The following is a 15,970-nucleotide window of genomic DNA, read 5'->3' on the forward strand; positions in this document are numbered from 1 at the left end:
CTTTTGAATTTGACTCTTATTTGTTACTGTTCACTTCGCAGTAACTCTTATTTAACAGCTCCTGTGATACCTTCTGCGAACTGTTTCTGTAATACGAAGAACACGATCATAGTCGGGATGGAGCAGAATAATACACCGCACATCAGCATACCATAATCCGTTACATAGCCTGTAATCAGGTTGGCGATCAGCATCGGCATTGTCATTGCCTTGTTGTCTGTCATGATTACCTTCGGCCACAGATACGAGTTCCACGCATTCATGAATGTGATAACTGCTGCTGCCGCATATGTAGATTTCATAGTCGGAATAAACATCTGGAAAAAGATCCTTACCTCACTTAATCCGTCAATACGAGCTGCTTCAATGATATCGATCGGGAATGCTCTTGCATTCTGACGGAACATCATGATCATAAATGGTGTGGAAATGATCGGAAGGATAAAACCTACCGCTGTATTTAAGAGGCCTGCTTTGGAGAACATCTTAAATAACGGAACCATTGTGGCAACCTGAGGAACCATCATTGCAAGAAGCAGGATGGAGAACAGTCTGTCTTTCCATCTGTCATGATATACCTCAAATCCATAACCTGCGATAGAGCAGATCAGAAGACAGATAACAGTAGTCAGTACCGCATAAAACAGAGAGTTTCCAAGTGCTCTCCACAGCGGCTGCTGTGCTGTCAGGTTCTTAAAGTTCTGCATAAAATATGTACCCGGAAGAATCCGGCCTCTGGATACATCTGTGGATGTATTGGTTGCTGCAGAGATCATCCAGTATAACGGAAATACAGAGATAAATGATACGATGATCAGGAAAATATATGTAGGGATCAATCTTCTCTGGATCGCGGATTTATTCTTTTTCTCAGTCACGTGTATCACCTACTTTCAAATTGATAAAGGCCAGGATAGCTACCATGATAAATATGATAAACGACATTGCTGCAGCATATCCGAAGTTTGGCACATTAATAAAGCATGTATTGTAAACATAGTGAGACATTGTGATGGTTGAGTTAGCCGGGCCGCCTTTTGTCAGGTTGACAGACTCATCGAACAACTGCAGTGTACCGTTAATAGACATGATGAATGTCATGATGATCGTCGGTTTCAGAAGCGGTACTGTAATTTTCCAGAAAGTCTTCCAGCCGTTGGCTCCATCAATCTTTGCTGCCTCATATACGGAATATTCGATATTCTGAAGTCCTGCAAGATAAAATACCATGTTATATCCGGTCCATCTCCAGATCAGCGCGATGATAATTACAATCTTTGCACTTGTGGAGTTTCCAAGGAAGTTATAACCGGTTGTTAAAATTCCAAGTTTGATCAGGATACTGTTGATCAGACCATCTGTTGCAAACATGGAACGGAAGATCAGGGAATAAGATACAAGAGATGTCGCACATGGAAGAAATACACATGTACGGAAAAATCCTTTGAATTTCAGATCTTTGTTATTCAGAAGCTGTGCGAGCAGGATCGCAAGGATCAGCATGATCGGCACCTGGATAATAAGATACAGAAATGTATTGACAATGGACTGCTGGAATACTTTATCCATCATAATACGTTTATAGTTACTGAAGATCGGATCCGCAAACCTCATGTTTGCTCCGGCACCTGTCTGTAAAGAAATGATAAATGCACGGATCATCGGATAAAAACTCATGACAGCGATCATAATGGTTGCCGGTGCCAGAAAGATCCAGCCGGCCGCTCTTTGTTTCGCTACCAGAGACATGCCACTTTTTTTGGAATTCACAGGAACTCCTCCTTTCAAACATCTAAACCTTTACATAAGACAAGGGACTGCATGCAGTCCCCTGCTCTGTATTTCATTAATATTTCAGCTTTACTCTGTCATCTTGAATGCCAGTGTATCCTGTGCTTCCTGAAGTGCAGATTCTTTATCTGCGCCGTTTACAATATTAACAACAGCTGTGTTGATGCACTCTCTTGCCTCATAGTGGTACGGAGTTTTTGTAAATTCCGGAATGTGTGAAGAGTACTCTACAATTGTTGAGAAGATCGGCTGGTTATTGAAGAACTCGCTTGGCTCATTGTAAACTTCAGACTCACCAGCCGGCAGGTAGCAGGAAATTGCTCCTGTTTCCGGAAGGATTGCATCATAGAAGTCTGTGCTGGAACCAAATGTACTTGCAAGGAAGTCCTCAGCAAGCTCTACATTCTTGCAGTTGGATGTAATGTACCAGGAAGATCCGCCATTGTTTGCATAGTTTGTAGCTGTATCAACGCCGTCAACTTTCGGCATTGTTGTGATCTGCCACAGACCCTTCTGATCCTCTGTTCCCATCAGTGTAGCTGTGATCCAGTTACCGTTAACGATACCGGCAGCCTCTCCGCCTGTGATTGTGGAGATGTACTCATCCCAGTTATTTACTAATTTAACAACATTGTTCTTTACAAGATCCACATAAAGATCTACGCATTTCTCTGCTGCATCGTTGCCAACGATATAAGCCTCTCCGTCATCATTTACGAAGTTTGCTCCACAGGACTGGATCATCATCATCAGAGTATCGCCACCTGTTGCTTCACTTGTAAGGAGATATTTACCTGTTTTTTCGTGAACGTCTTTTCCGATCTCCATGAATTTGCTCCATGTGATATCTGTAAGATCATCAATGGTATATCCTGCTTCTTCCAGGATATCTGTACGATAGCAGGCAATTGCTGCACCGTTATCAAACGGAACTCCGTAATGTGTGTCATCTACCATGGAGTAAGACTGTTTCAGTTTTCCGAAATCATCCCAGTTGATATCCATATCCTTCAGATCTGTGAAAGCATCCGGATAACTCTTCAGATATTTCTGATAGCTGTTGTCCTGCATCAGAACGATGTCCGGAAGTGAGCTGTAATCTCCGGCGTTTGCTGCTGTTGTAAGTTTGGTCTGGCAGTCATCAGAAGATGTCTCAACTACATCAACCTTGAATCCTTCGTGATCCTTTGCATACTGCTCACCTGCAATATTCATAGCCTTGATGTTGAAGTTCTGATCCCATGCCCATACAGTCAGGGTGTTATCGTCATCACCTTTTGCATATACTGCTGTAGTAGTTGCAGCAAAAGACATTGCCATGATACCTGTCATTAATACTGCGAGTAATTTTTTCTTCATTTACTTTTCCTCCTTTATTAAGCATTTCCCGTTTGCTTATGAATGGATTATAGCATCCGTATTTCCTCTATAGTTTGCAGAATCGTTCATATAATGTGCAATTTCAACCATTTTATCAGTTTTGCACTATTAATTCTCATGTTAAAGTTCTTTTTTATACATTTTTATCATTTTCCAATTATTCTTTCGTTGTTACGGCAAAGAAAAACCTTCTTTTTCGACATTTTGTAGAAGCTTTTCGTCAAAAAAGAAGGCCTTTGTCTCTATTTCATAAATTTTTTCATTGTTTTTTGTACATATTTTACAAACATTTCCACATATTATGCAAAATAAACCTTTTCTGGAAACTGTGTTTTTATTGTGTGGAGCATTTCTTCTGTCAGATCAAGGAGCAATTTTATCTTCTGTCCGTCCTCTTTTATGATCATAGTGTAGTACGGTACATCGTCTTCATAAGATGTGTAATCATATTTTTTCAGTTTCTCTGTTCCTGTGTTCTTTTTGTATTTTGATACTTTTTCATGCCAGTGGGGAGCTGTCACTTCCATATCTTCCAGTTTCAGCACATGGGCTGTTTTTCGGTATTTTTTTCCATAGATCACATCAATGGTAAGTTCACCATTCTCCATGGTATATTCATAATCCCTCTGACTGAAAATATCGTACACAAAATAGAGAAGTGCAAGGAGGAATCCGGGAAGCATAAATGCCTGGGAAATAGTAATTCCCATCAGCACAAAAAGAGCAGCAAAAATCACCATCACTTTCCGGAGTGCTCCTGACATATGTTTCTTTTTTCGTGAGACCTGTTCCACGATTCTGTAGTCGTACATTTCTACCTCTTTCCGTCTGATGTGCCGATACAGCATTTTTATATGTATTATGCTTTTCTTTCACATCAGATCCATGTATTTATTTGCTACCACCCTTCCTCAGAGTGGATATCAAATTTCAGAAGCTGCTGTTCATAATTCTCCGGACGTTTTCTCCACTCCAGAGGTGTCATCCCTGTAATCTGTCTGAAATTCCGGTTGAATGTGGAATTGGTGGTGAAACCGCATTTGTGTGCCACATCTGCAATAGGCTGGTCTGTTTTCTTAAGATAATCACAGGCCGCCTGGATACGTATGGTGTTGATATATTCCAGCGGGCTCATTTTCATATACGATGTAAAGATACGTCGAAGGTGCGTCTCACTGATATGGCAGTGCTCCGCCAATTCATCAATACGGATATCCTCCATGTAATGATCCGAAATATAATCCTGGCAACGCGAAATCAGATCTGTAATCTTTCCTTTATCTTCACTATATTTCTCTTCTCCTGAAATTCTGTTGACCCTGGCAATCTCTACCAGGAGTGATGCCAGAATCCCCTTGGCCTCTTCCAGATAAAATTCTTCCCCATCCCTCATGATATTCAGGATTTTGAGAACCTTACCTGCCATTGAGCTGTTATCCGTTTCGTTCAGAAAAAGAGCTCTGGAATTGATCCGCTGAACTATTTTTTCTTTTTTTGCTGAATTATCAATTAACCTATCCATAAACCCTTCCACATCAATAAAAAGATATTCCCATCTGCTGATCGTTCCCAGATCGCTGTTGGTCGTGTGGGGATAGTTCTGTGGAATCACTGTAAGTTCCCTGCCATGAAACCGGACCTTATCCTCTCCCAGGATCAGAAATCCCTGTCCTTCATAGCAAAAGCCTATCTCCAGATAATTGTGAAAATGAAGGTAATCCACATCATTTCCATAATTCTGGATCCATTTCTGTCCCAAAAGAGCCAGTATCGGACTCCCCTCCGGCATCTTATAGTATCGGAGCTCCATTTTAGGTTTTCGTTTTTTTGCCACAGATATTCCTCCGTATTCAAGTCTTCCTGTTATCTTACAGCTAACTATAAAAAAAAGCAACCTGCATAACAAACGTACAGTTTTGAAAGGTAAAAATAATTCGCGCTAATAATACTAAGATTTAAGCCGATTTTTTTGCGATAAGGTAAAATAACACCACTTTACAACTTTTTCATAAAAAAATATCGCACAGGGCTTTCTGATGTATAATGAATTTGCTGAAAACATTACAAAGGAAAGTGACTCTGTACGACAAAAGCATTATACAACGAAAAAACACTGATTGGTAGACTTCATCAATATTTTTTGATTTACGTAAATTTTCTATTTTTATTGACATATTTTCGCCACAACCATATAAGAATGATAGAGACGGGATTTCTGTCATCGAAAATATTGTTTGCCCACCGTTGGCGGCTTATAAGTGATCGGCTCGAAAATATTGTTCGCTCACCGGAAGCGTCTAATAAATGTCCGGCTCGAAAATTTCGGCCCTGCCGCATGGCAGGGCTTATTTTATAGGTGATGAATATGATATATCAAGAAGGATACGTTTACCATATTAAAGATGAATACTTTGAAAAAGTACAGGATTCCAACTTAATGCAGAACAAAGAAGGCGGTGCATACCGCCCTATTTTTTATTGTCTGCGTGATAGTAAAACTTCTCTGTTATGGATGGTTCCACTCAGTTCTCGTGTAGAAAAGTTTAAAGCAATACACGATAAACAAATGGCTAAATATGGAAAGTGCCTAACGATTGTTCTTCCTCCAACTCCCGGAGGACTTCTTCGCCGTACTTATCAATCATCCGTACCAGAAAATCAATGCACCGCTCAAATTCAATATTCTGTTGCATAAGCTCCTCCCGTTATTGTTTTGATCTGAGCTTATTTTACAGAACTTGCCGGAAAACCACATTGAATAGAAATTGATTGTAAATTGACACAATCAATTTAAAAATATCCGTATTTTCTTGAATCGAATGTATGTTCGTGTTATGATAGATATACTCAATCTTAACTACGAAAGGGGAATTTCTATTGAATCGATGCGATTTTTCTTCTATTAGCACTTGCTTAAAAAATCATATCAGCGAAAGTAATCAAATGAGTCAGCCTGATTTTTTATACGAATTATTTGAAGATTTTATGGATGATCCGGCAAATCAAGATTTTTCTATGGATAATGGTCTGGTTTGTCGTTGGCTGACTGGTCAAGCAAAGATCAGTCCTAAAATATCCGCTTACTATTCCAAGCCATCCAATCAGGAAAAATTAGCCCATACCATCCACCAGAATCTTCTTCCACTGATGTCTGACTGTAATATGGCTATACAAGATATTTACACTTTATTCATTCAGGATGACAGCATCTCAAATGCGAAAAAGAAAAATCTGACTCCCTTATATAAACCAGCCAGTTCAAGACTGCTGTTCCTTGCAAAACTGATTTCTTTTGGCATGGGACGCCAATTCATCAAACGTAATACCAAAAATCAGAAGCTGCTCGCCGGAGGTGCTTTATCCCCCATTGTGCTGGATTATATTATGGACAGTGAGGTTCCGAAACCATGCCGTCATTTTATCGGAAGAGATAAAGAACTGGAAGAATTATATACCATGCTTGAGGAAAACCGTCATGTTTTTCTTTGCGGAATCGCCGGAATCGGAAAAAGTGAACTTGCCAAAGCCTACGCAAAGCGGTACATAAAGCAATACACCAATATCCTTTATGTAGAATATACCGGCAATCTTCATCAGGATATTACTGACATGGATTTTATTGACGATCTTCCGGAAAGCACTGAACAGGAACGGTTTCAAAGACATAACCGTTTCCTGCGTTCCCTGAAATCTGATACTCTGCTTATCATAGATAATTTTAATGTCACTGCCACACAGGACAGCTTTCTGTCAGTAGTATTAAAATATCGCTGCCAGATTTTGTTTACAACCAGAAGCAAACTGGATGAATACTGTACTCTGCCATTAAAAGAAATAGAGGACATGAACGCTCTCTTCCAGCTGGCATCAGCATTTTATTCAGAGGCAGACACGTACCGGACAACAGTTGAAAAGATCATCGAAACTGTTCACTCTCATACTTTTGCCGTGGAACTGGCAGCAAAACTTCTGGAAAATGGAATCTCGACTCCAGACCAGTTATTAACAAGACTTCAGGTGGAAAAAGCATCTTTCCATAACGAAGATAAAATTAAAATAATCAAAGATGGACAAAGCAGCAAAGCCACCTATTATAGTCATATCCATACGCTGTTTTCTTTATACACTTTATCTCTTAAACAGCAGGATATCATGTGTAATATGTGCTTTCTTCCTTCCACCGGTATTTCTGCCCGTATATTTGCCAAATGGCTGGAACTGTCCACACTAAATGAAATCAACGATTTAATTGAGACTGGTTTCGTTCAGACAACAACACGTCGCACTATCTCTCTGCATCTGATGATTCAGGAAATCACCCTTTCAGAGACAAAACCATCTGTAAGTAGTTGTCACACGTTGCTGGATTCTTTACAGCACATATGTTTAATGCATGGAATGGAAGTAGATTATTATAAAAAGCTATTTCAAACAATCGGAAATATCATAGAATTGATTGAAAAAGATGATATGCCAAAGTATCTGCTTTTTCTGGAAAATGCATTTCCATACATGGATAACTATAACTATCACAAAGGTATGAAGGGAATCATTCAGGAACTGAAGGTGCTGTTAAAGACAAAAAGCATTGGCACCAACTCTGACCGGGCGTTATTACTGGATTTTCAAGCAACCCTTGAAACCAAACCTGAAAAAGCAATAAAACTGGAAAAGGATGCACTTGCCCAGATAGAAAATATCACTGCTGACAATGCTCGTCTTGTTTCCAACCTTCATGCCAATCTCGGTGGACTTTACCGCATAAACGGTCATCCCGATCTTGCAAGAGAACACATGGAAAAAAGTATCTCACTGCTTGACCAATTTAACCTGCTTCATATAAATGACAGCATACCTCAGATTGCCAATTATGCAATGTTCCTGACAGAACAGCAGGAACCCGAAAGAGGAATCTCCGAATTGCAAAAATTATCCGGCATCATCAAGGAATACCATTCCGATCACTGTCTGGATTATGCCAAAGTACAGGAAACCCTTGGAACCATTTATCTGATGACTGCCAATCTTCCGCAAGCCAAAACACATTTTAAAAGAGCTTTCAAAATATATGAAAAGATCTGGGCTGATGAACCAGAAATGATTGAAGCAAAATATCAGGAAATTCAGGAGTTATATCCACAGATTGGATTTTGCATTGGAAAAAATCTATCCGGTCTTTTAACAAAATAAGCATAATTTACGGCGGGCAAGTTGCCCGCCGTTATATTCAACTATTCGTCAAATAAATATATGCATCTTCCAAAGTGATATCATTATCCAGGACACAATTCTCATTTGGCTTTCCTTTGCTTAATATTTTCATATGAATTCCATTTTCTACATACTGCTTAGATGATATAGAATAATTGGCTTCTAACAAACGGGCTTCTTCTGCATTTTGTACCGTACAATTCCAAACACAGCCCTTTGCATTTTCCAGCAACCCACTCACGCTTCCAGAATATAAAAAACTTCCCTTTTTCATAATGGCAAGCTGTGTACAGGTTGCTGCTAAATCTTCTACTACATGAGTGGAAAACAGCACAGTTCTATCCTTTGAAAAATCAACCAGAAGATTGCGGATCCTGATTCTTTCTTCCGGATCTAACCCAGTTGTTGGTTCATCAATAATCAAAAAATCCGGATTATTAAGAAGTGCCTGTATGAGTCCGACACGTCTCTTCATACCACCAGATAATTGCCGCATTTTTTTATTCTGATGCTCTGTAAGAGAAGTCTTTTCCAGATAATAGGTAATTCTTTGTTCGAGGTCGTTTCTGGATACTCCTGACAGTCCCCCCATATATACAAGACATTCTTTCACCGTAAGATTCGGATATAAGTCGATTTCCTGTGGAAGATAACCAATCTTTTTCTGTATTTTCTCATAATTTCCCTCGTTATACAGAATTCCATCAATGGAAACCATTCCTTCCGTTTGTTTTAAAACGGTTGTAAGAACCCTCATCAAAGTGGTTTTTCCAGCACCATTCTCACCCAAAAGTCCGTAAATTCCCTTAGGTATTTCAAGAGATGCCTTATTTACTGCAACTACACCATTTTTAAATCTAACTGTTAAATCATTTATTCTAATACTCATAATCTATCCTCTTTTCTTTAAAGCCATTGGTAATACTGCAAATAAAAACAGACCCACTATAAAAGACACAAGCGTTCCATAAATCCAACTCTCGGACATTAATTGAGTAGGTTCACAAAAGCTGAAAGAAAACAATCCCAGATTTCCGAAAAATGAACTTCCCGCTTTTGATATAAGTCCAATGACAATTCCAAATAAACATCCAATACCTGCCCACATATTTCGAAGCAATGTACACAAAATCACAGAGCATATACTCCAAAACCAGATAGTTCCAAACATTGCAATGAAATATAAAAGAAATATCTGAATACCCGAAATGCCTTCGTTTACACTGCTCGGTTTTTGCCAGAAAAACAAAACATATCCAACACAGGAAAGTATTAATAAATATAATATTTGAACGCCCACTCTCTGCGATATTACTTTTAACTGCTTTTTTTGATCATACAAATGAAATACATCGGCACGCTTACTTTTTACTTCCATCAAATATGTGTCACTACAAAAAATAATTGTTAAAAATGCTATTGGAGACTGAATTGCTGAACCGATTTCTTCATAGTATATAATCGGATGAATAACACACAATATCAGTATAAATGCACATGAATAAAAAATCTTATATAATGACAGGCAGTTTTTTAATTCCGTTTTCAATGAACCCTCCTCCTTTTCCAGATTATGACAGAAATACATACTAATATAACAGATGAGATCACAAGCATAATCTGATTTATATTTGACATTTTGGCTGCATGTGTTTCAAAAAACCTGCCAGGAAATCGCACCATAATAGAGAACGGTCTCATATAATAAATATCATTCTTCTTGGTCAGCATATTTGAATATATAATGTGTAAAAACAAAACTGGTGCTGCCGGAAGCGGATTTTTAAATATTAATGCTGTAATTGTATAGACACAACATATCATCAAAAGATTCGGCACAATATAGATCAGAGAATTCACGCAAAAATCAATTGGTGTTACCGGAAAGCCTGATTCTAAAGATGTTTTCAAACACAGCATAAAGAATATAACATTCAACATCACTAATACGCCCAACATACTAATGAATCCGCTGATTACTTTCCCGCATATATATTGAATTGCTGTAACAGGCTTTGTATGTAATAATTCATAGGTATTTTTTCGTGTATCCTGAATAAATAAAAATGATAGCAAGACTGTTGCAAAAAAGGCCATATGCAATCCTGCAAAATCCGTAAATTTTTTGGCAAAGTACCAGGAAAAAGAATGTTCGGATAATTTCCGCTCGATATAATGATTGATTTCTTCTGCTGTCCCCTTATGAATTTCAAGGTCCTCATAAGCATATATTGCATTATAATAGCCATATTGGGATTCCAAAAACTCAGAAGCAGTCTTTACATCCATATTCTGAATTTCTTTCATTACATGATCCGCTTCCTGCCTGCTAAATCCAAAACCATTTTGGGAGGTGTCCATTAACGTCTCTTTGATTGTATCTTCCCACTCCCTTCTTCTTTCTTTATCATCAGATGTGGGAATGTACCCATCCATGACATCAGCATCTTCCAATGCTACGTCATTTTGTGTGACCTGTTCATTCTGTTTGATATAATGAATTTGCAAATACGATGACAGACATTGATACATACTGGCAACTATAATAATCAAGCCAATCCACAAAACAGGGTTCTTTAAATAATCAAGTATACTTCTTTTTATGATTGTTTTCATTGTATCTCTTCCTTTCTTTATTTCTTTAACAACATCATACAAATCAATTCTCAATAAATTCACAACAAAAAAGACTAAAACCACTTTATTTGTGATTTCAGCCTTATAAAGTATTTTTATTCAGCTTTGAAAAGAGCTTCTACATGAGCACCGCCTTGTCTGGCATTATATATTTTCAAATTTCCTCCATGCTTTTCACAGAAAATACGAGAAATATACATACCAAGACCAAAATGCTTTAAATCATCTTGTGGATTCTTATGATAAAATGGCTCTGTTACTTTTTCCTCAGTATCCACGAATCCTATTCCATCATCTTCAACAGAAATTATAAGAAAACCATCCTTTTTCTTTATCTGCAAAGCAATACTTTTTTGTGCATATCGAACCGCATTTTCCAGTAAGTTGTCTGTCACTTCCATGACAAGTTCCTCATCCACTTTCACAATGTTTTGTTCCTGCACTCTTTCTACCTTACATAATTTACTTTCCTTCTTGGACAGCATGGCAGCTTCTGCCTCAATCTTTTTTGCCAGTTCCGATAATTCTATCTCTGAGCATTGCAGTTCCCTCTGTTCTAAATGGGACATTTTTCTCATGTTTTCCGTGAAATGCTCTATACGGTCAATCTGATACATGCCTGTTTGTAAGATATCAATAACATCCTCTGTTTTTATACTCTCAGAAGAAACAAACTCTAAGAGCATTTCCTGATACCCTCGCAATATGGAAAGTGGAGAACGTATATCATGTGCAATTGCATTCCGCAAAGCCTTCTCGTCATCAATCATTCGCCACATCTTTCCGTTGTTATCTGCTAAAGCACTTCGCATCATTTCAAATTCTTTACACAAAGTTCCCATCTCATCTTTATTTTCATAGGACACATGAAAATCCAGTTCATTATCTGCAATCATTTGTGAGGCATCTTTTAGTTCCTGTAGAGGTGTCTTTAACTTATTTTTATAAAAAAAGAATACCGCAGCAACACTCCCAACAATCGAAAAAATCAGTACCGAATATGTTTCCATAAAGTCACACATTTCCGAAAGATGATAGTCCAAACGATTCATCTGCGATTGATTAGGTCTTGATATCTCAATCTCGTATTTCTTTCCATATTGCTGAAACACGTCCGTATAATCTGCATAATCAATATATTTTTCCCATATTTTATTCTGCATATTTCCTGCAAAATGAACTGTAAATCCAGATAACAGAAATGCTGCCGTTAAGCTGATCACAAAATAAAGCAGAATTGTTTTTTTCAGTGACAAGTTTCTTATTTTTTCCATCGGTATCCAATCCCCCATACGGTTTCTATGTATTCTTTTTCTGAATAATCCGCTATTTTTTTCCTTATACGCCGTACTAATTCCGTTATCGTTCTACTGTCCCCTTCCGCATCATATCCACAGACTTGTGCATATATACGTTCTTTATCAAACACCTGCCCTGGATGCATGGATAAGAATTCAATAATCTGATATTCAATTTTTGTGAACTCCATCCTGTGTCCAGCTATAGCTACTATTTTTTCAGAATAATCAATCAGCATTTCATCCATAAAACGGTATTCCGTTTTTTGTTGATGCCTTTCTTCTCTCTTTATGTTTGTGACAATCCTTGCTTCCAACTCCCGAAGACTAAATGGTTTCGTAATATAATCATCCCCACCCGAAAGCAACCCATTAATTTTATCATCTTCATCAACTCTTGCTGTTAGAAACAAAATCGGACATAACACTTTACTGCGTATCAGACGACATACTTCAATCCCATCCATACGTGGCATGTTGATATCCAATAAAATAATATCCGGTTTCATTTTTATTTTATTTAATGCTTCCATTCCATCTGTAGCCGTAATGGTTTCATATTGTTTCATATTAAAATAACTACAAAGCATTTTCACCAATTCTTTATCATCATCGACAACTAAAATCTTGTATTTCATCCAAACCGTCGAGTAGACTTTGTCTCGACTTTTTCACATCCTTTCACCATATATTGTTTTGCGATGAGAGGTTCAAGTCTCAAAAGCCCCTCACAGAACCGCACGTGCCCTATTAAGGCATACGGCTCTTCAATAAGACATTTACCTAATAAGCACTTTTCAGATATATCCTTGGATACTCCATTGGATGTATCTTTAGGATATTCATATATTTCTTCCACGTCAGCCAATACGTTTGGTCTCTGCGTCTCTTGCTTTTCCATAACTCCTGTCTCACATATTTGTAATACTTTTGCAAACCTATGTAGTTCCCATAGATTCCATAGTATCTGTAATGCCCCGTCAGTTTCACATTCAACGCTTCTATGGTATCGGCTATGCTTTCGTGCATATGCTCCCATAACCATTTCTTGACTGCTTCTCTTTTCATTTTCAGCTTCTTCCTGCTTGTTCTATGCAGTACACAGTACTTGCCCCAGTGACTTGTCGCATTGTAGTGTGTAAAGCCGAGAAAGTCAAAGGATTCCTTTGTTCCCTTGTATCTGCCAAATGGTAGAATTCTGCTTTTATCCTCTGCAATTTCAAGACCGAATTTACGCAGTCTTTCTATCAGAAGCTGATAAAACCTTTGTGCTTCATTCTCGTATTGGAACAGACATACAAAATCATCTGCGTAGCGTACCATGTACATTTCTCCCTTAAACTCATGCTTTTTCACATAATCAAACCATGTATCTAAGGTATAGTGCAGATACACATTTGCCAGCACTGGCGAAATCAGACCGCCCTGTACTGTTCCAGCTTCTGTATCCAGTCGCTTACCATCCTCCATAACTCCCCCTATCAGAAATCTCTTGATATATCTGATAAAGTTCTTATCTGCTATGTCATGCTCAAGAAATTTTATCATCCACTCATGGTCTAGGTTATCAAAGAATCCCTTGATGTCTGCATCTAAAATGTAATTGACCTTGTCTGCCATGATGTGTTTGTTTACTCTTTGAATGGCATCGTGACAACTTCTGTTTGGACGAAACCCAAATGAAAACTCCTTGAACTTAGGCTCGTAAATCGCTTCCAGTATCTCTTTAAAGACACCTTGAACGACTTTATCCTCAAATGACGGAATGCCGAGTCCTCGCATCTTGCCACTACCTTTTGGGATATAAGCTCTGCGCACGGGATATGGCTTATAAGAAAACTTCTTCATTCTGACAAGCAGGCTCTCTATGTTTTCTTCTAAGTTCTCTCCGTATTGCTCCTTGGTTATTCCATCCACTCCTACTGCTTTCCCTTTGGGTTGTTTGCTGTAGGACTCTTTGAGTGTGTCACTGTTGACATATTTCATTAGCGACTGAACTCTGCCATATCTTTCTACGAGACTGGCTATTTCTGCTTTCTCTTTTTCCATAGATTTTATGCCTCCTGTGCTCTCTATGTTTTGATTGCAAAAGCAACTTATTGTCCGTCCCTTCCCTCCAGCGTCATTACTGCTTTCATCAGTACTATGGACGAATCCGACTCCTCGATGGTCTTCGTTCATACTCACCATTGCATTGGTCGATATTCCCTACTGTCTCATGTACAGAACCATCCAGGTCTCCCAGGTATGTCAAATATAACGATATCAGGTATGCCATGCTCTAGGACTCCGGTGTGTTTTCATAGTCTCGCTTTAACGACTAATCCTTGTTGGTGACCCAAGGAGGTAGCAGACCACCCCACACAATTGATATTTCTAACGAAGCTCAATCACTTCACGCTTACGCATTACGGCTTTCCTGTTCCCTGCCCTACGCTTAAACACCATTGTTAGCCTTTGGCGTTCCAAGGACTCGGTACTGGCGACTTGCTAGGTCTTACCAGACTGGATTCCCACCAGTTATATATTTGGCACCGAACTGGCGCACACCTCCTGCACACATATTATAATGGGAGTACGCATAAATCAATCGACTAGCAGTAGAATTGCAGAATATTAGCACAAATATATCAAATAATCTCCCCATTATAATTATTTCTGTGAAGTTATATTCGGATATTTTTTAAGCCATACTATGGAATAATTAAATCTGTGTAACTTATAACCATGGCAGAAAAAACAACCTTCCGGAACTTAGAAAAGGTCACCTGATATGGAATTGTAATTTGATTCTTCTTTGAACCCTTACAAATGCAGAAGCTGAACAAATAGGATTTTTCTTCCTACCTGTTCAGCTCTTTGTTTACCTGTAAATCAATTCATTTAACACAATCTCTTCCGCCATATTACGAATACCATTTATCGCTCTGACCCATTTCATCTGATCACGAACTTTCAATTCTTCCGTAATGCCCTGCCTATCCATCATCTGACGCACAAGAATATCCATTCTCTCCTGTGCTTCATCGTCCACAGTATTCAGATGTTCTGTCAGTCTGTCTTCCAGCATATACAGTGAATACATTGCCGGACGATACTCTTTCAGATATGTTTTCCGCATCATTCCATATTTCCCATAATGCGGTTCTTCATCTGTACTGACAAGATTCGGATAGTAAATTCCGTCTGCGCCAAGTGTGTAGGTTCCACCCATTTTTTCAAATGTACTTTTCATGTGTTATTCCTCCTTGAAATCAGCGATGTCCTTAGATCATCGCATAATATTTCAGGGCAGCCTTGATAGCATCTTCTTTCTCTTTCGGGCATTTCGGAACTCTTGCATTTTCTGATTTTGGAAGATTATAGTTTTCTCCCACTTCAATTCCACATTTGCGTTTTACCTGAGAAATATATAAACTTGAAACCTTCAAGCCAAATTCTTTCAGCACATAATCTTTGATTTCCTGATAGGTTGCTTTCAACTCGGCACTGGTGGCATCCAGCTCGTCCAGGTCTAAGTCGATCTCTATCGTGTCATCTGGTTTTTGTTGGGACAAAAGAACAACCGTCTCCACATGGCTCGATAGGTCCGGATTGATGTCGGTCATCGGGAACCTATCCAGACTAATATGGTATGTACCAAAATATCTCCG

The 15,970-nt window shown here is 38.6% G+C and carries 13 protein-coding genes and 2 pseudogenes; 2 read left to right on the forward strand and 13 right to left on the reverse strand.

Annotation, left to right across the window (positions count from 1 at the left end):
• Nucleotides 1-47 precede the first annotated feature (47 nt).
• From AC04Q4_RS06495 to AC04Q4_RS06515, 5 genes are all read right to left on the reverse strand, one after another.
• Complete coding sequence (locus AC04Q4_RS06495) at nt 48-878, reverse strand: carbohydrate ABC transporter permease (protein ID WP_173723223.1); 831 nt, start codon at nt 876-878, stop codon at nt 48-50.
• Nucleotides 871-1,770: a carbohydrate ABC transporter permease gene (locus AC04Q4_RS06500; protein ID WP_173739121.1), complete on the reverse strand. Its 900-nt coding sequence runs from the start codon at nt 1,768-1,770 to the stop codon at nt 871-873. The genes AC04Q4_RS06495 and AC04Q4_RS06500 overlap by 8 nt, the downstream gene beginning before the upstream one ends.
• 90 nt (nt 1,771-1,860) lie before the next feature.
• A complete protein-coding gene (locus AC04Q4_RS06505; RefSeq protein WP_173739120.1) occupies nt 1,861-3,150 on the reverse strand; it encodes an ABC transporter substrate-binding protein in 1,290 nt (429 codons plus the stop codon).
• A 320-nt stretch (nt 3,151-3,470) separates the two neighbouring features.
• The gene (locus AC04Q4_RS06510; RefSeq protein ID WP_173739119.1) at nt 3,471-3,983 is read right to left on the reverse strand and encodes a hypothetical protein; all 513 of its coding nucleotides are present in this window, start codon (nt 3,981-3,983) and stop codon (nt 3,471-3,473) included.
• An 86-nt stretch (nt 3,984-4,069) separates the two neighbouring features.
• Nucleotides 4,070-5,005 carry an AraC family transcriptional regulator gene (locus AC04Q4_RS06515; RefSeq protein WP_330594934.1) on the reverse strand — a complete coding sequence of 312 codons (936 nt, stop codon included), beginning with the start codon at nt 5,003-5,005 and terminating at the stop codon, nt 4,070-4,072.
• 603 nt (nt 5,006-5,608) lie between these two features.
• Here AC04Q4_RS06515 and AC04Q4_RS06520 point away from each other — a divergent pair.
• Together AC04Q4_RS06520 and AC04Q4_RS06525 are read left to right on the forward strand one after the other, a co-directional pair.
• A pseudogene (locus tag AC04Q4_RS06520) lies at nt 5,609-5,713 on the forward strand (type III toxin-antitoxin system CptIN family toxin); the annotation flags it as partial.
• Nucleotides 5,714-6,114: 401 nt separating this feature from the next.
• Nucleotides 6,115-8,361 carry a tetratricopeptide repeat protein gene (locus AC04Q4_RS06525; protein WP_173739118.1) on the forward strand — a complete coding sequence of 749 codons (2,247 nt, stop codon included), beginning with the start codon at nt 6,115-6,117 and terminating at the stop codon, nt 8,359-8,361.
• Nucleotides 8,362-8,398: 37 nt separating this feature from the next.
• Here AC04Q4_RS06525 and AC04Q4_RS06530 read toward each other — a convergent pair whose 3' ends face one another.
• From AC04Q4_RS06530 to AC04Q4_RS06565, 8 genes and pseudogenes are all read right to left on the reverse strand, one after another.
• Nucleotides 8,399-9,271, reverse strand: coding sequence for an ATP-binding cassette domain-containing protein (locus AC04Q4_RS06530; protein WP_173739117.1), 873 nt, complete (start codon nt 9,269-9,271; stop codon nt 8,399-8,401).
• A 3-nt stretch (nt 9,272-9,274) separates the two neighbouring features.
• Nucleotides 9,275-9,931 (reverse strand): transporter, encoded by a 657-nt coding sequence (locus AC04Q4_RS06535; protein WP_243873909.1) that lies wholly within the window; start codon nt 9,929-9,931, stop codon nt 9,275-9,277.
• Nucleotides 9,928-10,998 carry an ABC transporter permease subunit gene (locus AC04Q4_RS06540; protein WP_476388744.1) on the reverse strand — a complete coding sequence of 357 codons (1,071 nt, stop codon included), beginning with the start codon at nt 10,996-10,998 and terminating at the stop codon, nt 9,928-9,930. The genes AC04Q4_RS06535 and AC04Q4_RS06540 overlap by 4 nt, the downstream gene beginning before the upstream one ends.
• A gap of 116 nt (nt 10,999-11,114) precedes the next feature.
• Complete coding sequence (locus AC04Q4_RS06545; protein WP_173739115.1) at nt 11,115-12,293, reverse strand: sensor histidine kinase; 1,179 nt, start codon at nt 12,291-12,293, stop codon at nt 11,115-11,117.
• Complete coding sequence (locus tag AC04Q4_RS06550) at nt 12,281-12,955, reverse strand: response regulator transcription factor (protein ID WP_014080778.1); 675 nt, start codon at nt 12,953-12,955, stop codon at nt 12,281-12,283. Before AC04Q4_RS06550 ends, AC04Q4_RS06545 begins: the two co-directional genes overlap by 13 nt.
• A 145-nt stretch (nt 12,956-13,100) precedes the next feature.
• The gene (ltrA, locus tag AC04Q4_RS06555; protein WP_173739191.1) at nt 13,101-14,366 is read right to left on the reverse strand and encodes a group II intron reverse transcriptase/maturase; all 1,266 of its coding nucleotides are present in this window, start codon (nt 14,364-14,366) and stop codon (nt 13,101-13,103) included.
• A gap of 814 nt (nt 14,367-15,180) precedes the next feature.
• Nucleotides 15,181-15,552: a TnpV protein gene (locus AC04Q4_RS06560; protein WP_173738477.1), complete on the reverse strand. Its 372-nt coding sequence runs from the start codon at nt 15,550-15,552 to the stop codon at nt 15,181-15,183.
• 31 nt (nt 15,553-15,583) lie between these two features.
• Nucleotides 15,584-15,940, reverse strand: a pseudogene (locus AC04Q4_RS06565) (23S rRNA (uracil(1939)-C(5))-methyltransferase RlmD); the annotation flags it as partial.
• Between the last annotated feature and the right edge of the window lie 30 nt (nt 15,941-15,970).

Source organism: Blautia sp. HA8986, from assembly GCF_056504635.1.

Coding starts and splice junctions, on each gene's coding strand:
- AC04Q4_RS06505 (WP_173739120.1), bottom strand. CDS start 3,150: ATGAAGAAAAAATTACTCGCAGTATTAATGACAGGTATCATGGCAATG.
- AC04Q4_RS06510 (WP_173739119.1), bottom strand. CDS start 3,983: ATGTACGACTACAGAATCGTGGAACAGGTCTCACGAAAAAAGAAACAT.
- AC04Q4_RS06525 (WP_173739118.1), top strand. CDS start 6,115: ATGAGTCAGCCTGATTTTTTATACGAATTATTTGAAGATTTTATGGAT.
- AC04Q4_RS06530 (WP_173739117.1), bottom strand. CDS start 9,271: ATGAGTATTAGAATAAATGATTTAACAGTTAGATTTAAAAATGGTGTA.
- AC04Q4_RS06540 (WP_476388744.1), bottom strand. CDS start 10,998: ATGAAAACAATCATAAAAAGAAGTATACTTGATTATTTAAAGAACCCT.
- AC04Q4_RS06545 (WP_173739115.1), bottom strand. CDS start 12,293: ATGGAAAAAATAAGAAACTTGTCACTGAAAAAAACAATTCTGCTTTAT.
- AC04Q4_RS06550 (WP_014080778.1), bottom strand. CDS start 12,955: ATGAAATACAAGATTTTAGTTGTCGATGATGATAAAGAATTGGTGAAA.
- ltrA (WP_173739191.1), bottom strand. CDS start 14,366: ATGGAAAAAGAGAAAGCAGAAATAGCCAGTCTCGTAGAAAGATATGGC.
- AC04Q4_RS06560 (WP_173738477.1), bottom strand. CDS start 15,552: ATGAAAAGTACATTTGAAAAAATGGGTGGAACCTACACACTTGGCGCA.